Here is a 16,417-nt window from a genome sequence, read left to right on the forward strand (position 1 = left end):
GCCTAGGAACGGCGTCCGACAGGCGGACCGGGTTCCCACATGGTGGCACCGGCGCGTCGGGCGGCGAAATCACGACGGACGCGCTGGGGACGGGCCCTAGGCTGGAGTGGTGATCGAGTTCGACGACGTGCAGGACCTGGTCTCCCCCGTGGTGATCGCCGCCTTCGAGGGCTGGAACGACGCCGCCGACGCGGCGTCCGGTCTCGTGGACCACCTCATCGAGCAGTGGAGGGCCGAGGTCATCGGGGCCATCGACCCCGAGGAGTTCTACGACTTCCAGGTCAACCGCCCGATCATCAGCACCGACCCCCACGGGCACCGCCGGCTCAGCTGGCCCACCACCCGCATCGCCGTCGCCCGCCCGGCCGAGCTCGACCGCGACGTCATCCTGGTGCGCGGCATCGAGCCCAACATGAAGTGGCGCCAGTTCTGCGCCGAGCTGCTCGCCGCGTGCGACGACCTCGGCGCCGAGCTCGTCGTGACGCTCGGCGCCCTGCTCGCCGACACGCCGCACACCCGGCCCATCCCGGTCACCGGCACCGCGAGCGAGCCCGAGCTGGTCGACCGCCTCGCGCTCGAGCAGTCGACCTACGAGGGCCCGACCGGCATCGTCGGGGTCTTCAACGACGCCTGCACCCAGCTCGACATCCCGGCCGTCTCCTACTGGGCGGCGGTCCCCCACTACGTCGCCCAGCCGCCCTGCCCCAAGGCGACCCTCGCGCTGCTCGGCCAGCTCGAGGAGCTGCTCCAGGCCCCGATGCCCATCGGCGACCTCGCCGACGACGCCAAGGCGTGGGAGCGCGGTGTCGACGAGCTCGCCGCGGAGGACGAGGACGTTGCCGACTACGTCCGGGCGCTCGAGGAGACCCGTGACACCGCCGACCTCCCCGAGGCGTCCGGCGAGGCGATCGCCCGGGAGTTCGAGCGCTACCTCAAGCGCCGCGACACCGACTGACCCGACTGACCGGGCGCCGCCCGACCCGACGGGCCCCGCGCGCGGCGTACGTCAGAGCGACAGGCCGAGCGCGGCGTCGAGGAGGCGGTGCACGGTCGCCGCGGCCTCCGGGTCGGAGGTGTCGGCGAGCCCGGTGGTGCCGAGCGTCGACTCGACCCACTCCTGCACGGCGGCGACCGCCGACGGCGCGTCGAGGTCGTCGGCCAGCGCATCGAGGACGGCCGTGACGACGGGCGCCGAGGGTGCGCCGGCGCCCAGCGCCAGTGCCCGGCGCCAGGTGCAGAGGGTGTCGACGGCGTCCCACAGCTGGTCGTCGGTCCACTCCCAGTCACTGCGGTAGTGGTGGCGCAGCAGCGCGAGGCGGATCGCCATCGGGTCGACGTCGCTCCTGCGGAGCGCGGAGACGAAGACGAGGTTGCCGCGCGACTTCGACATCTTCTCGCCGTCGTAGGCGACCATGCCGGCGTGGGCGTAGGCCCGGGCGAACGGCTCACCGGGGTGCGCGACCTGGGCGTGACCCGCCGACATCTCGTGGTGCGGGAAGGCCAGGTCGCTGCCGCCGCCCTGGACGTCGAACGCGGCGCCGAGGTGGTCGAGCGCGATCGCGGAGCACTCGACGTGCCAGCCCGGTCGGCCCGGACCCCACGGGCTGTCCCACGAGGGCTCGCCCGGACGCTCGGCACGCCACAGCACGCAGTCGAGCGGGTCCTTCTTGCCCTCGCGGTCGGGGTCGCCGCCGCGCTCGGGGAAGATCGCGAGCATGGCGTCGCGGTCGAGGCGCGACACCGAGCCGAACGTGTCGTCGGCGCCGACCGAGAAGTAGAGGTCGTCCTCGACGCGGTAGACCGCGCCGGCCTCGTCGAGGCGCTGGATCAGCGCGACGACCTCGGGGATCGACTCGACCGCTCCGGTGTAGTGGGCCGGCGGCAGGACCCGCAGGGCCTCCATGTCCTCGCGGAACAGCTGGGTCTCGCGCAGGGCGAGATCTGCCCAGTCGACACCGACCTTCGCGGCGCGCTCGAGCAGCGGGTCGTCGACGTCGGTGACGTTCTGGACGTAGCTCACCTCGTGCCCGGCGTTGCGCCACGCACGGTTGAGCAGGTCGAAGCCCACGTAGGTGGCGGCGTGGCCCATGTGGGTGGCGTCGTAGGGGGTGATGCCGCAGACGTACATCCGCGCCGCACCGTCGGGCCGGGTCTCGACCAGGGAGTCGCTCGCCGTGTCGTGCACCCGCACGACGGGGCCCGTCACGGGCAGGGTGGGAACGTCGGGGGACGACCAGGCGCGCATGCCGCGCAGCCTATCCGCCGGTCGTGAGCGGCCCGCGGCGCGCCTCGGTCGGGGCTGCTCGGCTCAGAACGGCGGCCAGGGGATGACGGGGTACGCCGACGACGCGGGGCCGGGGAACTCGCCCGCGGCGAGGAGCCGGGCGACCCGCCGCACGGTGGTCGCCACCTCGTCGTCGACCAGGAGGCCCGAGAGGACAGCCCCGAGCGCGCCGTCGAGCGCGGCGGCGAGTCGGCGCAGGCCGTCGGCCTCGTCGGGGCTGATCGGCTCGCCGACGAAGCCCCACAGCACGGTGCGCAGCTTGTGCTCCACGTGGAAGGTCAGCCCGTGGTCGACGCCGTGGCGGTGCCCGTCGGGCATGGGGAGGACGTGTCCGCCCTTGCGGTCGGCGTTGTTGACGACCACGTCGAAGAGCGCCATGCGGCGCAAGGGGTCGCTGTCCTCGTGCACCAGCGACACGGCCCGGTCGTGGGCGTCGAGGCCGTCGAAGACGTGGCGGTAGCCGGGCGGCACCTCCCCCTCGCCGACGATGTCGACGGGCGAGGCGTCAGGCACCTCGTCGCGCCACAGCTGCACCATGCCGGGCCCGTGCGGCCCCTCGCGCAGGACCGTGGGCGGCACGACGTCCCAGCCCAGCGCGTCCGAGACGGCGTACGCAGCCACCTCGCGCGCGGCCAGCGTGCCGTCGGGGAAGTCCCAGAGAGGCCGCTCCCCCGCGATCGGCTTGTAGACCACCCGCACGCCGTCGACCTCGCCGACGAAGGTCGCGTTGGAGGCCGGCAGCACCCGTCCGTGGAGCGTCAGCTCCCCGGTGGGGAAGCCCTCGGGCAGGTCAGGGATCACGGCGCCGGAAGCCGTTGGCACGCACGCACAGGTGCCCGTCCGGGTCGACGGGCTCCCCGCAGAACGGGCAGTCGGGGCGACCGGCGCCGATCACCGACAGCGCCCTCTCCACGAACGAGCGGGCGGCGGCGGCGGTGAGGCGGACCAGGAAGATCTCCTCCGGATCGGGCTCGAGCAGCTCCTCGAGGCCCTCCTGGAGCTGCTCGGGCGAGACCACCGCGGCCTCGGTGAACGGGAACACCTCGATCACCACGCGCTCGGCGGCGCCGTCCCACGACAGCGTCATCGTGCCGGCGCGGAACTCCTCCTCGATCGGCTGCTCGAGGGGCTGGGTGTCGGTCATGTCCCGCGGGGCGATCGCCGGGATGAGCACGTCTCCCCCGACGGCCCGCATCAGCTCGTCGAGCAGCTCGTCGATGCGCTCGGCGAGCGCCTGCACCTGCTGCTTCTCCAGCGAGACGCTCACCAGCCGCGCGCCGTCACGCGCCTGGAGGAAGAACGTCCGCTGGCCGGGCTCGCCAACGGTGCCGGCGACGAAGCGCTCGGGCGGGTCGAAGCGGTGCACGACGGGCATGTCACTCACCCTAGGACCCGTCCGTCTGGGGCCCAGCGCCTCCACCCACCTCGGCGTCCGCGCGTCGGCCCCGCGGGGCTCGCCGTGACTTCGGCGGCGGGGTCAGCCAGGCGAGGTCGCCGGCATGGGTGTTGGTGCCGATGACGAAGGGACGCGACTCGGTGTAGCGCACGACCGACACCGAGGCCGGGTCGACGTGGATGCGCTGGAAGAGGTCGAGGTGGGTGCCCAGCGCGTCGGCGAGGATGGATTTGATGACGTCGCCGTGGCTCACCGCGACCCACACGGCGTCCTCGCCGTGCTCGGCCGCGACCCGCGCGTCGTGGCGCCGGACTGCGGCCACCGCTCGGTCCTGCATCGCCCGCATCGACTCCCCGCCCGGGAACGTCGCCGCCGACGGCTGGGCCTGGACGGTCGTCCAGAGCCTCTCCTTGGCGAGGTCCTTGAGGGGACGCCCCTGCCAGTCGCCGTAGTCGCACTCGGACAGCTGCTTGTCGGTGCCCGCGCGCAGCGGGCTCGCCTGGCGCCGGGTGATCTCGCGACACGTCTCGCGGCACCGCTCGAGCGGGCTGGTCACCGCCGCGGCGAGGCGTACGCCCGCCAACCGCTCGCCGACCGCGACCGCCTGCCGCAGTCCGGTCTCGTCGAGGTGGACGCCGGGCTGTCGTCCGGCCAGGACGCCGGTCGCGTTGGCCGTCGACCGGCCGTGGCGCACGAGGATCACGGTGGGCATGCACCCGAGGCTAGTGGGACTAGCCTCGAGGGGTGATCGTCGACAACGCGTACTACCACCAGGGCAGGCGGGTCCCGCTCGGCGGCGAGGACCAGAGCCTGGGCATCGCCCGGGTGCCGTGCGACTCCGGCGACTTCCAGTGGATCGGCATGCACGACCCGAGCCCCGAGGAGCTCGAGCGCGTCGCCAAGGAGTTCGACCTCCACCCGCTCGCGGTCGAGGACGCCGGCGACTCCCACCAGCGGCCCAAGCTCGAGCGCTACGGCGACACGTTGTTCCTCGTGCTCAAGACGCTGTGGTACGTCGACGAGGACGACGCGGTCGAGACCGGCGAGATCAACGTCTTCGTCGGCGCGGACTTCGTGGTGACCGTCCGCCACGGCCTGGGCCTCGACCTCGCCGACGCGCGCCGCGACCTCGAGCGCCGGGCGACCGTGCTCGAGCACGGGCCGATGGCGGTGCTCTACGCCATCTGCGACCGGGTCGTCGACGAGTACGAGCGCGTGGGCGCGTCGTTGGAGGAGGACGTCGACGAGGTCGAGGCCTCGGTGTTCTCCGCCATGCGCACCGACGACTCCTCCCGCATCTACGTCCTCAAGCGCGAGATCGCCGAGGTCCGGCGCGCCGTGCTCCCGCTCCGCGAGCCGATGCGCCAGCTCGAGGCGGGTGGCGACGACCGGATCACGGTCGAGACTGCCACCTACTTCCGCGACGTCGTCGACCACCTGCAACGCGTCGCCGAGGTGGTCGACAACCTCGACGCCCTGCTGTCGACGGCCTTCGACGCGCACACCGCCCGCATCTCGGTGCAGCAGAACGACGACATGCGCAAGATCTCCGCCGGGGCCGCGGTGATCGTGGTCCCCACCCTGATCGCCGGGATCTACGGGATGAACTTCACCCACATGCCCGAGCTGCAGTGGACCTACGGCTACCCGTTCGCGCTGCTGCTCATGGTCGGCTCCGCGATCGTTCTCATCGTCTGGTTCAAGCGGTCCGGCTGGCTGTGACCCGTCCGGTGACCCGACCCGGTCAGGCGGCCAGCACCCCGGCGCCGAGCAGGATCAGCGTGCCGGCGCCCAGCAGGATGCGGTAGACCACGAACGGCGTGTAGGAGCGGGTGCTGACGTAGCGCAGCAGCCAGGCGATGGCGGCGTAGCCGACGACGAAGGAGACGACCGTCGCGGTGAGGGTCGGTCCCCAGCCGAAGTCGTTGTGCCCGTGGGGGATCTCCTTCAGCTCGAACAGCCCGGCGCCGACGACGGCGGGGATGGCCAGCAGGAAGGCGAACCGGGTCGCGGCCTCGCGCTCGAAGCCGAGGAGGCGGCCCATCGAGATGGTGGCGCCGGAGCGGGAGACCCCGGGGATCAGGGCGAGCGCCTGGGCGCCCCCCATCAGCAGCGCGTCCTTGAGCGTCAGCTTGCGCAGCGGCCGGTCGGTGCGTCCGACGCGGTCGGCGACGCCCAGCACGACACCCATCACGATCAGCGTGCAGCCGATGATCCACAGGTTGCGGAAGTCGCGCTCGATGACGTCCTTGAGCAGCACGCCGAGGACCACGATCGGCAGGGAGCCGACGATGATGAACCAGCCCATCCGCGCGTCCAAGCTGCCGCGGTACTCGGCCTTGAACAGCGAGCGCACCCAGGCGTTGCCGATCCGCCAGATGTCCTTGCGGAAGTAGATGAGCACGGCCAGCTCGGTGCCGATCTGGATGACGGCGGTGAAGGCGGCTCCCGGGTCGCCCCAACCGAAGAGCTCGGGGTAGATGCGCAGGTGGGCGCTGCTCGAGATCGGGAGGAACTCGGTCAGTCCCTGGATCACGCCGAGGACCACGGCCTTGAGGAGATCGGTCACGGGGGACGAGCCTACGGGCGAGTCAGATGTGATCCGCGCACCACCCGTGGCTACCCTCACCCCCATGCAGCAGCGTTCCCTCGGCGCGACCGGGCTCAAGGTCTCCCGGCTCGGCCTCGGCACCATGACCTGGGGCCGTGACACCGACGAGCACGAGGCACGCGACCAGCTCGTCGCGTTCGCCGAGGCCGGCGGCACCCTGCTCGACACGGCCGCCGGCTACGGCGACGGTGCGAGCGAGGAGCTCATCGGCACGCTCGTCGGCGACGTCGTCGCCCGTGCGGACCTGGTGCTCGCCACCAAGGCCGGCATCTCGCGCCGCACCGGCGAGCGGGTGACCGACACCTCGCGCGGCCACCTGCTGACCGCACTGGACGCCTCGCTCAAGCGGCTGCGCGTCGACCACGTCGACCTGTGGCAGGTCCACGTGTGGACCGACGAGACCCCGCTCGAGGAGACCCTCAGCGCCCTCGACCTCGCCGTCAGCTCCGGCCGGGCGTCCTACGTCGGGGTCTCCAACTACACCGGCTGGCAGACGGCCCAGGCCGCCACCTGGCAGCGCGCGGTCCCCGGGCGTACGCCACTGGCCTCCACCCAGGTGGAGTACTCGCTGCTCAACCGGCACGTCGAGCACGAGGTCGTGCCCGCGGCCCGGGCGCTCGGCCTCGGCGTGCTGCCCTGGTCGCCGCTGGGCCGTGGCGTGCTCACGGGCAAGTACCGCACCGGCACCCCGTCCGACTCCCGTGCCGCCACCGAGCACTTCGGCCGGTTCGTCGGCGCCTACCTCGACGAGCGGGCCCGCGGCATCGTCGAGGCCGTCGCCCGCGCCGCCGACGGACTGGGCTGGTCGCCGCTGGAGGTCGCCCTCGTGTGGGTGCGCGACCGCCCCGGGGTCACCGCACCGATCGTCGGCGCGCGCACCGCCGCCCAGCTCGACGGCGCTCTCGGCACCGAGGAGCTGACCCTGCCACCGGAGATCGTCGAGGCCCTCGACGACGTGTCCACCGACTGACGTCTCACCCCCCGCGAGAAGGGAGAGAAGACATGGCGAGGATCCAGCGCCGCCCGCCCGGGCGTGGCGTGGAGTGGGAGTTCGAGACGCTCGTGCTCCCCAAGGACTTCTCCCGCAACGTGGTGACCCGGGTGCTCGTGGAGCGGGCCGAGCACGGCGGCTGGGAGCTCGACCGGCTCCGCATCGGCAACGACGGCAAGCGCCGCGTGGTGCTGCGCCGCAAGATCATCCGCCAGCGGCTCACCCTCTTCGCCGGCTGACCCGACAGCACCGCGGACCTCGGTCCACGTCGATGGGGTCCGGACCCCATGTACGTCCCCCGACTCGGGTGGTCGACTCGAAGGGACGGGGCCACCCCGGACCCGGTGAGGGGACGACGCAGATGGCGACACGCAAGCACAGGCCGGCACTCGGGATCGTCGAGCTCGCGGTCGACCCGGCGGACGTGGACCGCGAGACCTACCCGGTGCGGATCCGGCTGACCCGGTCGCTGACGACCTACGAGGTGGACGGGCTGGCATCCGCCGAGCCCGGACTGCGGAGTGAGGGCGACGCGATCGTGCTGCCCGCCGCGCGGCTCGACGACGTCGCCCGCGAGGTCGACTCCTGGATCACGCGGCTCGAACAGGTGCAGGCGCGCGCCGACGAGCTGGAGGGCGGGACCCTGGTGGCCGACCACCGGCGGCTGGAGGAGCAGACGCGGCACGGCTCGCACCTGCGCAGCCAGCAGGTCGACGACCGCGGCCTGCACTGACGCGCGTCGTCGGAGCTACCAGCCCGAGGAGCCCGGCACGCCCTTCACCGGCCCGTCGGCCGAGCGCAGGAGCACCGCGTACGGCTCGCCCACGGCCGCGAGCTCGCTCACGACGTGAGTCATCCCCTCGAACCCGCGCAGAACCCAGTCGAGGACGAAGCCGGAGCACAGGACCCCGGCCAGGGTGCCGGTCAGCGCCAGCACGCGCGCCAGCACGCGCGCGCCGGGTGGGCCGCCTGAGCCGGCGCCTCATCCGGCACCCCCTCCGGCACCCCCTCCGCCCGTGGCCTCCCGGGGCCCCAGCGCGTAGTCCCGCGCCACCTGCCCACGGCGACCCCCGCGCCCAGCGCCACCACCGGAGGGCATCGCCGCGGACTCACCGTCGGCTCCGGGTCGGGCCCGGGCGTGCCGCGCAGGTCGAGGACCGGCAGGTCCCCGTCCGTCCGGATCCGGTCCCCTCCCCCGTTGCGGTGGTGGTAGCCGGAGGAGAAGTTCGTGATCACCGAGAGCCCGGCCGAGGGCACCGCACGCTGGACCGACGCGAGCACGAAGTCGCGCTCGACGTCGACGTCCGCGTCGATGCGGTGCGTGAACTGCCCCGTGAAGAGCGAGGGTCCGACCCGGCGGTCGTAGGTGGCAGCGGCCAGCCAGTCGGCCCGGAACCCGCCCGGGAGCAACCAGCCGTCGAGGACGGAGGCGGAGTGCCTCCGGTCCTCCTGAGGCCCCTCCCCGTCGATGCCCCGCATCTGGTCAGGATCCACGAGGGACCGCCGGGCGACCAGAGTCTGTCGGGCTATCGTGGCAGGGTGCTCGCGGGACTGGTCGCTGCAGCAGGGGCCGCCTGGTGCTACGGCGTGTCCTCGATCCTCCAGGCGCTCGCCAGCCGCAGCGCCGCCCCGGTCGAAGGGCTGGACCCCCGGCTGCTGGTCCGACTGCTGCGAAACTGGCGGTACGTGCTGGGCGTCTGCCTCGACGGGCTCGGCTTCCTGCTCAGCCTGGTGGCGGTGCGCAGCCTCCCGCTCTTCGTCGTCCAGTCGGTGGTGGCGAGCTTCCTGGCGATCACCGCCATCCTCGGCGCCGTCTTCCTGCGGATGCCGCTGCGCCGGCTCGACAGGATCGGCCTGGTCGTCGTGGTCGCCGGCCTCGTGCTGGTCGGGGTCTCGGCGACCGAGGACCGCAGCGTGGACGTCAGCCGCGCCGAGCAGTGGGGGACGTTGGTCGCCGCCATGCTCCTCGGGCTGGCGGCGGTCCCGCTGGCCCGGCTCCGCGGTGCGGCGGGCGCCACCGCCCTGGGCGCTGTCGCCGGCCTCGCGTACGGCGTCACCGCGGTGGCCTCCCGGATCCTCCCGGGCGACCTCTCCCCCGAGCACCTCCTCGACGAGGTCGGACCCCTGCTGCGTAGTCCGGCCACCTATGCGTTGGCGGTCGCCGGCGGGGTGGCCATGCTCACCTACTCGATCGCCCTGCAGCGCGGCAGCGTCACCCGGGCGACCGCGCCGCTGGTGGTCGGTGAGACGGTCGGGCCGGCGCTGGTCGGGCTCTTCCTCCTCGGCGACCAGACGCGGGCCGGCTGGGGGCCGGTCGCCGCCGCCGGCTTCCTGCTCTCGGTCTGCGGTGCGGTCAGCCTGGCGCGGCACGGCGAGGTGGAGGCACCCAGCGAGGAGGCCGCCAGCGTGCCGTAGTCCCCTTGCCGCACGCGATTCGCAACAAGGGGCCATCCGTGCGCCCCACCGGGCTCACCGACGAGAGCCCGCCGGCTGGCCGGGCGTGCCCTGCGAACTCGTCAGCCTCGGTCATGCGGCCGATCCGCGGACCGCCCCCACCCCGACGGCCGGCTCAGGTCGCGGCGGCCTCCGCGGCCGCGCGGAGCTCGCGCACCATGGCGTCGGGGTCGTCGGCGGAGTAGACGGCCGAGCCCGCGACGAAGACGTCGGCCCCGGCCTCGGCGCAGCGCTCGATGGTCTCCAGCGACACCCCGCCGTCCACCTGGAGCCAGGTCTCCACGCCGTGCTTGCGCATGAGCGCGCGGGCGGTGCGGATCTTGGGCAGGCACAGGTCGAGGAACTTCTGCCCGCCGAAGCCGGGCTCCACGGTCATCACGAGCACCATGTCGAGCTCGGGCAGCAGCGCCTCGTAGGGCTCGATCGGCGTCGCCGGATTGAGCGCCATCGCCGCGCGGGCGCCCTGCGCCCGGATCTCGCGGGCGAGCCGCACCGGCGCCCGCGTCGCCTCGACGTGGAAGGTGACCGACGCGCAGCCCGCCTCGGCGTACGCCGGCGCCCACCGGTCGGCGTCCTCGATCATCAGGTGCGCGTCGAGGGGCTGGCTCGCGTGTCGGCCGAGCGCCTCGACGACCGGCAGGCCGAGCGTGAGGTTGGGGACGAAGTGATTGTCCATCACGTCGACGTGGACCCAGTCGGCGCTGGGGATCCGGGCGACCTCGTCGGCGAGGCGCGAGAGGTCGGCGTTGAGGATGCTCGGCGTGATCTGGATGCCCACGGGACGAGCCTAGTGACTACGCCGGGCCGCACGGTCCCGGGTCGTCCCCGACCCGTGGGGGCCGTGGCGATCGACTGCTCCCGGGCGGGCATCGTGGTGGCGCTGCCCGGCGACGCACCACCGCCCTGGAGGCGTGGCCAGGAGGCGAGTCCTCACGTAGGGTCGCCCGCCATGAGCTCGGCTGCCCGCGACGCCCGGGACCGCGTGTTCACGCGACGTGAGTACATGGTCTACCGCGCGGTCATGGCCGGCGCACCCGCGCTGCAGGCGACCGCGGCGGTCTCCTCCACGGCGCTCGACCACCCCGACTGGGACATGGACGAGACGATGACGTGGGCCCAGTGGGAGGCCCACGTCCGTCGCGTCAGGGCAGCGGGTCGGCGCTCGCCCACGACCCGCTGACGGACGTCAGGCCGCCGCGGTCGGTGGGCCTGGGGACTACGCGTCCTCGGGCTCGGGAGGCGCCTCCGCGCCCGCGGCCTCGTCGCGGTCGGCCCACGCCAGCAGGGGCGCGATGTCGAAGGGGTGGTCGTCGATGTCGGCGTGGAGGTCACCGATCTCGGCGAACCGCGCGGGCATCGTGAAGAGGGTGAAGTCGTCGGGCACGCAGTCGTCGACCTCGTCCCACCGGACCGGCGCGGAGACGCGCGCCTCCGGCACGCCACGCACCGAGTAGGCGGCGGCGATCGTGTGGTCGCGGGCGTTCTGGTTGTAGTCGACGAAGAGCTGCGAGGGGTCGCGATCCTTGCGCCACCACGCGGTGGTGACCTCTCCCCCGGCGCGCCGCTCGACCTCCCGCGCGAACGCCAGCGCGCCACGCCGTACGTCCTGGAAGCCGTGGTCGGGTGAAATCCGCACGTACACGTGCATCCCGGACCCGCCACTGGTCTTGGGGAAGCCGACGGCGCCGAGCTCGTCGAGCACCTCGTGGGCCACGTGGGCGACCCGTTGCACCACCTCCCAGGGGCACTCCGGGCCGGGGTCGAGGTCGATGCGCCACTCGTCGGGCTTCTCGGTGTCGGAGCGCCGGCTGTTCCACGGATGGAACTCGACGGTCGACATCTGCACCGCCCAGATCACGCTGCCCAGCTCGGTCACGCACAGCTCGTCGGCCGTGCGCTTCCAGCGCGGGAAGAACAGCTGCACCGTCTCGACCCAGTCCGGGGCGCCGGCCGGCAGCCGCTTCTGGTGCACCTTGTCGCCGGCCAGGCCCTTGGGGAAGCGGTGCAGCATGCACGGGCGCTCGAGGAGTGCGTTGACGATACCGTCGCCCACGGCGAGGTAATACTCGACGAGGTCGAGCTTGGTCGCCCCCTGGGGCGCGGCCGAGGTGGGCGGGAAGTAGACGCGGTCGGGGTTGGTGACCTTGACGACGCGGTCGTCGACCTCGATCTCGGTGAACGGCGACGGCACGTCAGGAGCCTAGCCGGGACGGGCGCCTCCGGCGCGCTACTGCGAGGTGGGGTTCTCCGACGCGGGCTCGGGCTGCTGCTCCCCCGGCTGGCCACCGCCGTTGCCCTGGCCGCCGCCCTGACCCTGGCCGCCGCCCTGACTCTGGCCGCCTGCCTGGCCCTCGGGGCCGTCCTGCGGCGCGACGCTGACCGTCACGGTGTCCGACCAGCCCTCGTCGGCGTACTGGCTCTCGGGGCGGTGCCAGCGGTAGTCGGTGGTCGCCGAGACGGGGACGACGACGCGCGAGACCGCGTCGCGGCCGGCGAGGACGGGCTTGCCGACCGGGGCCCACTGGCCGCCCGGCGAGCGGGACTCGAGCACGAGCGGGTCGCCGGTCAGGCGTCCGGAGGCGTCGGTGACGCGTCCGGTGAGCTCGACTTCCTGGCCCGCCTGCACCTGCTGCCTGCCGGCGGCCACGGTGGTCGTGAGGGAGACGCCCTCGAAGTCGAGGGTGGACCCGGAGGCGCGCACGGCGTCGAGGTTGAACGCCCGGCCGTCGCAGCCGAAGCCGGTGATCGCGAAGCCCGGGCCGTCACCGTGCTCGGCGGCGAAGCCCGCGGGCGTCGCCGTCCCGGCGCGGTCGAGCACCCTGCCGGAGGCCAGGTCGACCAGCGCCCAGTCGTAGGTGGTCGCGGAGGTCGACACGGTCGTCCAGCCCCCGGGCGGCGCCGAGAGCGCGGCCCGGCCGCGCCAGGCGGTGCCCCGGGGGCTCTGCCGGGTGACGGCCATGACCCACGAGACGCCGGAGCTGCCGCCCGTCGCCGCGACCGCGACCGAGGAGTCGAGGCGGGCCAGCGACGGGAACGATGCGTAGGGCCCGGAGGCGCTGCCCCCGCCGGCCGGGACGAGACCCAGCGAGCGGCGGCCGAGCGGAGCGGCGTAGGGACCGAGGTTGATGCGGGAGCCGGGCGCGGCCGCGTCGGCCATGAGGTCGTCGCAACGGACGTAGGTGAGGTAGAGATCGGGGTCGCCCGTGGCGGGACCCGACAGCGTGTGGGAGCCGCCCTCGGCGCCGGCGGGACCGGACAGGGACGTCCCCAGCGTCACCGCCACGGCGGTGGCGGCGACGGCCCCCCAGATCCTGCGCACCCGCATGTCCCCTGCTCTCGTGCCACGGCACCCCCTTGGCGGTGCGCCGAGCTTGTGTCCCATCATGCGCGTCCGTCACGCGGATGGGAACCTTCGGGGTCTCGAAGTCACCCCGATGGTGACCCGCCCCGGGCCGTTCGGCCGGAGCCCGATCGCGCTCGCTAGGTTGTCGCCATGCCACTGTGGGGAGAGGACCTTGCCCGCCATCCCGTACGCCGGATCGAGGCGCGCGGTGACCACGAGCTCGCTCCCGGCCGCTATCCCGCCTCCGTCCCCGCCGTCGCCCAGGTGATGAACGAGGGGCTCGACCTGGGGCCGGGAGTCACCTTCCTCGTCGGCGAGAACGGCTCGGGCAAGTCGACCCTGGTCGAGGCAGTGGCCGTGGCGTTCGGGCTCTCACCTGAGGGCGGCAGCACCCACAGCCGGCACTCGACACGGCCCACCGAGTCGCCGCTCAGCGACGCGCTCCAGCTGGTGCGTGGCGCCGGGGCGAGCAGGTGGGGCTTCTTCCTGCGGGCCGAGACGATGCACGGGTGGTACTCCTACGTCGAGGACCTCGGCGGCGACATCGCGTTCCACGAGATGAGCCACGGCGAGTCGTTCCTGGCCGTGCTGGAGTCGCGGTTCACCGGGCCGGGGTTCTTCTGCCTCGACGAGCCGGAGGCCGCCCTGTCGTTCTCCTCGACGCTGGGCCTGGTCGCGGCCCTGCAGCGGGTGGTCGCGCGACGCGGTCAGGTGCTGTGCGCGACGCACTCCCCCGTGCTGGCCGCCATGCCCGGGGCGCGGATCCTGGAGGCCGGGCCGTGGGGGCTGCGCGAGGCGGCCTGGGACGAGCTCGAGGTGGTGGAGCACTGGCGTCGCTACCTCGCCGACCCGTGGGCCTACCTGCGGCACCTCCAGGACGACTGAGGTCCGCGTCCGGTCAGTCCCTGTCGGACCAGGCCCGGCGCCGCAGGGTGGAGGCGAACATCGCGTCGGTGCCGTCGCGGTGCGGCCAGAGCTGGAAGCGGTCGGCCTCGTCGGCGTCGGCGCGTCGGGCGAGCACCGAGCGCACCACCTCGGTGGTCTCGGCGACGACGGGCGAGCAGGTCGCGTAGACCACCACGCCGCCGGGTCGCACCGACTCCAGCGCGGCGTCGAGCAGCGCCTGCTGGAGGCCCGCCAGCTCCGCGACGTCGTCGGGCCGTCGCCGCCAGCGCGACTCGGGTCGGCGTCGGAGCGCGCCCAGCCCGGAGCAGGGGGCGTCGACGAGCACGCGGTCGAAGGTGCCCGGCACCCACGCCGGCCGGACGCCGTCGCCGGCGACCACGTGTGCGGTCCCGTCGGGCAGTGCCCGCAGGGCCGACGCGACGAGCGCCGCACGGTGGGGCTGGCGCTCGTTGGCGAGGAGCACGGCTCCGCGTCGAGCGGCGAGGGCGCCGAGCAGCGCCGACTTGCCGCCGGGGCCGGCGCACAGGTCGAGCCAGCGGGAGTCGCGGCCCTCCAGCGGAGCGTCGGCGAGGGCGATCGCGACGAGCTGGGACCCCTCGTCCTGCACGCCGGCGCGGCCCTCGGCGACGGCCGGGACGGCACCCGGGTCGCCACCGGTCAGCGTGACGGCGTAGGGCGAGCGTCCGGTGCGGGTGCCGCCGGCGGCCTCGAGCTCCTCGACGCTCGCCAGGCCGGGTCGGGCGACGAGGGTGACCCGCGGGCCCGCGTTGTCGGCCTCGAGCAGCGCGTCGAGCTCGTCGTCGGAGCCGAGCGCCTCGGCCAGCGCGTCGACCACCCAGCGGGGATGGGAGCGGGCCACGGCGAGGTGGCCGTGCGGGTCGGTCGCCGCATCGGGCGCGACCTCGGCGACCCACCCGGCGAGGTCGCGGCGGCTGACGGTGCGCAGCACGGCGTTGACCAGCCCCGCCGGGCCCTGGCCCACGCTCGCCCGGACGAGGTCGACGCTGGTGGAGATCGCGGCGTGGTCGGGCACCCGCATGGAGAGCAGCTGGTGCGTGCCGAGCCGCAGCACGTCGCGCACCTCGGGCTGCAGGCGCGGACGGGTGAGGCAGGCGTCGATGACGGCGTCGTAGAGCCCGTGCATCCGGATGGCGCCCGACGCCAGCTCGGTGGCCAGGCCGGCGTCGCGGCCGTCGAGCCCGTGCTTGCGCAGCACCTGGGGCAGCACGAGGTTGGCGTACGCGTCGTCCACGCGCACGGCGGTCAGGACGTCGAGCGCGGCACGGCGCGCCTTGTCGACCGGCCGGCGTCGGCTAGTCACCGAGGTGCTCCCGCACCAGCTTCCTGGGCGCCTTGGCGGCCCAGGCGTCGGTGATGATCTCCTCCAGCTCGTCGCGGTCGATCTCCCCGAGCCGCGAGAGCCGCACCAGCACGGCGCTGTGGCCGCGGAAGTGGTCGATGGTGAAGAACGGGGTCGACTCGTCCGCGACGAGCGCGTTCTTCTCGACCTCGGTCGGGGTCGTGATGACCACCAGGTCGTCCCACATCTCGCCGGTCTCGGGGTCGACCGCCGTCTTGTGCGGTGCCCGGTAGAGCACGAAGCCCTTGCCCTTCTCGCCGCGAGGGACCTTCCAGGTCGGCCGGTCGCCCCACGAGATCCCGAGCTCGGTCTCCGGCAGGCCGCCGCAGATCGCGTCGACGTCCTCGGGGCAGGCCGGCCTGGTCACGACGGCACGTCCGCCTCGCCAAGCGTCGCCCCGGACTGCAGGCGTACGCCCCGGGCCCAGTCGGCCGCGGACATCTGCTTCTTGCCGAAGGCCTTGACCTGGCCCAGCTCGACCGGCGTGGTGGCGGTGCCGACGAAGACGGCGTTCTTGGTGACCTCGAGGACGCCGGGAGCCAGTGCGTCCCGATCGACCGGGCGGACGGGGCCGAGCTTGATGCGCTCGCCCTCGTACGTGCTCCACGCGCCCGGCGCGGGGTCGCACGCGCGCACCTGGCGGTCGATGGCGACGGCGGGGTGGGTCCAGTCGACCCGGGCGTCCTCGACCAGGATCTTGGGCGCGAACGAGACGCCGTCCTCGGGCTGCTCACGCGCCTCGAGGGTGCCGTCCTCGATCCCGTCGAGGGTCTGCACCAGCAGTCCGGCGCCGCCCTCCGCGAGCCGGGCGAGGAGGTCGCCCGCCGTGTCGGTCGGGCGGATCCGCTCGGTCATCACCCCGAAGACGGGTCCGGCGTCGAGCGCCTTGACGATGCGGAACGTCGTGGCGCCGGTGACCTCGTCACCGGCCCAGAGCGAGTGCTGCACCGGGGGGGGGGCGCGAGAAGAAGGGGGGAAAGGGAAAGGGGGGGGGGGGCACCCACGTGGTACCAAAGCGAGAGCAAAACGAGGAAGAAAGGGACAGTAGGGCGCCACAGGGGGCGCGTTTTGG

At 73.7% G+C, this 16,417-nt stretch carries 21 protein-coding genes; 8 read left to right on the plus strand and 13 right to left on the minus strand.

All coding sequences use genetic code 11. The annotated features are described in order from the left end of the window. Nucleotides 1–109: 109 nt before the first annotated feature. A complete protein-coding gene (locus AC3X7Z_RS19505; protein ID WP_489976948.1) occupies nt 110–955 on the plus strand; it encodes a PAC2 family protein in 846 nt (281 codons plus the stop codon). Nucleotides 956–1,006: 51 nt separating this feature from the next. Here AC3X7Z_RS19505 and mshC read toward each other — a convergent pair whose 3' ends face one another. From mshC to AC3X7Z_RS19525, 4 genes are all read right to left on the minus strand, one after another. Further along, nucleotides 1,007–2,245 (minus strand): cysteine--1-D-myo-inosityl 2-amino-2-deoxy-alpha-D-glucopyranoside ligase, encoded by a 1,239-nt coding sequence (mshC, locus tag AC3X7Z_RS19510; protein WP_489976949.1) that lies wholly within the window; start codon nt 2,243–2,245, stop codon nt 1,007–1,009. A 63-nt stretch (nt 2,246–2,308) separates the two neighbouring features. After that, nucleotides 2,309–3,085, minus strand: coding sequence for an SCO1664 family protein (locus AC3X7Z_RS19515; protein ID WP_489976950.1), 777 nt, complete (start codon nt 3,083–3,085; stop codon nt 2,309–2,311). Continuing rightward, a complete protein-coding gene (locus AC3X7Z_RS19520) occupies nt 3,075–3,659 on the minus strand; it encodes a DUF3090 domain-containing protein (RefSeq protein ID WP_186342137.1) in 585 nt (194 codons plus the stop codon). Before AC3X7Z_RS19520 ends, AC3X7Z_RS19515 begins: the two co-directional genes overlap by 11 nt. A 10-nt stretch (nt 3,660–3,669) precedes the next feature. Then, the gene (locus AC3X7Z_RS19525; protein ID WP_186342136.1) at nt 3,670–4,392 is read right to left on the minus strand and encodes a histidine phosphatase family protein; all 723 of its coding nucleotides are present in this window, start codon (nt 4,390–4,392) and stop codon (nt 3,670–3,672) included. Nucleotides 4,393–4,424: 32 nt separating this feature from the next. On the opposite strand from AC3X7Z_RS19525, the gene corA reads away from it, so the two are divergent. Continuing rightward, a complete protein-coding gene (gene corA / locus AC3X7Z_RS19530) occupies nt 4,425–5,402 on the plus strand; it encodes a magnesium/cobalt transporter CorA (RefSeq protein ID WP_489976951.1) in 978 nt (325 codons plus the stop codon). A gap of 22 nt (nt 5,403–5,424) precedes the next feature. On the opposite strand, the gene AC3X7Z_RS19535 is transcribed toward corA, so the two are convergent. Next, the gene (locus AC3X7Z_RS19535) at nt 5,425–6,249 is read right to left on the minus strand and encodes an undecaprenyl-diphosphate phosphatase (protein WP_241005401.1); all 825 of its coding nucleotides are present in this window, start codon (nt 6,247–6,249) and stop codon (nt 5,425–5,427) included. 64 nt (nt 6,250–6,313) lie between these two features. Between AC3X7Z_RS19535 and AC3X7Z_RS19540 the strand changes: the two genes are divergently transcribed. From AC3X7Z_RS19540 to AC3X7Z_RS19550, 3 genes are all read left to right on the plus strand, one after another. Then, nucleotides 6,314–7,261 carry an aldo/keto reductase gene (locus AC3X7Z_RS19540; RefSeq protein ID WP_186342133.1) on the plus strand — a complete coding sequence of 316 codons (948 nt, stop codon included), beginning with the start codon at nt 6,314–6,316 and terminating at the stop codon, nt 7,259–7,261. A gap of 32 nt (nt 7,262–7,293) precedes the next feature. Next, nucleotides 7,294–7,521 carry a DUF5703 family protein gene (locus AC3X7Z_RS19545; RefSeq protein WP_179620627.1) on the plus strand — a complete coding sequence of 76 codons (228 nt, stop codon included), beginning with the start codon at nt 7,294–7,296 and terminating at the stop codon, nt 7,519–7,521. A gap of 122 nt (nt 7,522–7,643) precedes the next feature. Next, nucleotides 7,644–8,015 carry a hypothetical protein gene (locus AC3X7Z_RS19550; protein ID WP_489976952.1) on the plus strand — a complete coding sequence of 124 codons (372 nt, stop codon included), beginning with the start codon at nt 7,644–7,646 and terminating at the stop codon, nt 8,013–8,015. A 15-nt stretch (nt 8,016–8,030) separates the two neighbouring features. Here the strand turns inward: AC3X7Z_RS19550 and AC3X7Z_RS19555 are convergent, their stop codons facing one another. Together AC3X7Z_RS19555 and AC3X7Z_RS19560 are read right to left on the minus strand one after the other, a co-directional pair. After that, on the minus strand, nt 8,031–8,231 hold the full coding sequence (locus tag AC3X7Z_RS19555; protein ID WP_489976953.1) for a hypothetical protein: 201 nt from the start codon (nt 8,229–8,231) through the stop codon (nt 8,031–8,033). Then, a complete protein-coding gene (locus tag AC3X7Z_RS19560) occupies nt 8,207–8,761 on the minus strand; it encodes an LssY C-terminal domain-containing protein (protein ID WP_489976954.1) in 555 nt (184 codons plus the stop codon). Before AC3X7Z_RS19560 ends, AC3X7Z_RS19555 begins: the two co-directional genes overlap by 25 nt. Nucleotides 8,762–8,821: 60 nt before the next feature. Here AC3X7Z_RS19560 and AC3X7Z_RS19565 point away from each other — a divergent pair, with 60 nt between their 5' ends. Continuing rightward, complete coding sequence (locus AC3X7Z_RS19565) at nt 8,822–9,697, plus strand: hypothetical protein (RefSeq protein WP_489976955.1); 876 nt, start codon at nt 8,822–8,824, stop codon at nt 9,695–9,697. A gap of 154 nt (nt 9,698–9,851) precedes the next feature. On the opposite strand, the gene rpe is transcribed toward AC3X7Z_RS19565, so the two are convergent. Continuing rightward, on the minus strand, nt 9,852–10,514 hold the full coding sequence (gene rpe / locus AC3X7Z_RS19570; RefSeq protein WP_186342130.1) for a ribulose-phosphate 3-epimerase: 663 nt from the start codon (nt 10,512–10,514) through the stop codon (nt 9,852–9,854). 171 nt (nt 10,515–10,685) lie between these two features. Between rpe and AC3X7Z_RS19575 the strand changes: the two genes are divergently transcribed. Beyond that, a complete protein-coding gene (locus AC3X7Z_RS19575) occupies nt 10,686–10,916 on the plus strand; it encodes a hypothetical protein (protein ID WP_186342129.1) in 231 nt (76 codons plus the stop codon). A 36-nt stretch (nt 10,917–10,952) separates the two neighbouring features. Here the strand turns inward: AC3X7Z_RS19575 and ligD are convergent, their stop codons facing one another. Further along, nucleotides 10,953–11,927, minus strand: coding sequence for a non-homologous end-joining DNA ligase (ligD, locus tag AC3X7Z_RS19580; protein WP_186342128.1), 975 nt, complete (start codon nt 11,925–11,927; stop codon nt 10,953–10,955). 36 nt (nt 11,928–11,963) lie between these two features. Beyond that, the gene (locus tag AC3X7Z_RS19585; RefSeq protein ID WP_489976956.1) at nt 11,964–13,061 is read right to left on the minus strand and encodes a hypothetical protein; all 1,098 of its coding nucleotides are present in this window, start codon (nt 13,059–13,061) and stop codon (nt 11,964–11,966) included. A gap of 168 nt (nt 13,062–13,229) precedes the next feature. On the opposite strand from AC3X7Z_RS19585, the gene AC3X7Z_RS19590 reads away from it, so the two are divergent. Then, on the plus strand, nt 13,230–13,964 hold the full coding sequence (locus AC3X7Z_RS19590) for an AAA family ATPase (RefSeq protein WP_489976957.1): 735 nt from the start codon (nt 13,230–13,232) through the stop codon (nt 13,962–13,964). Between the two features lie 13 nt (nt 13,965–13,977). Here the strand turns inward: AC3X7Z_RS19590 and AC3X7Z_RS19595 are convergent, their stop codons facing one another. Genes AC3X7Z_RS19595 through AC3X7Z_RS19605 form a run of 3 tightly spaced genes read right to left on the minus strand, consistent with a single transcriptional unit; the run spans nt 13,978 to nt 16,293 of the window. Then, nucleotides 13,978–15,306 carry an RsmB/NOP family class I SAM-dependent RNA methyltransferase gene (locus AC3X7Z_RS19595; protein WP_489976958.1) on the minus strand — a complete coding sequence of 443 codons (1,329 nt, stop codon included), beginning with the start codon at nt 15,304–15,306 and terminating at the stop codon, nt 13,978–13,980. Further along, a complete protein-coding gene (locus AC3X7Z_RS19600; protein WP_186342124.1) occupies nt 15,299–15,712 on the minus strand; it encodes an MmcQ/YjbR family DNA-binding protein in 414 nt (137 codons plus the stop codon). Before AC3X7Z_RS19600 ends, AC3X7Z_RS19595 begins: the two co-directional genes overlap by 8 nt. Then, entirely contained in the window at nt 15,709–16,293 is a 585-nt protein-coding gene (locus AC3X7Z_RS19605) for a methionyl-tRNA formyltransferase (protein ID WP_489976959.1), read from the minus strand. The genes AC3X7Z_RS19600 and AC3X7Z_RS19605 overlap by 4 nt, the downstream gene beginning before the upstream one ends. Between the last annotated feature and the right edge of the window lie 124 nt (nt 16,294–16,417).

The sequence above is a fragment of the Nocardioides sp. Z24_21 genome (assembly GCF_058134345.1).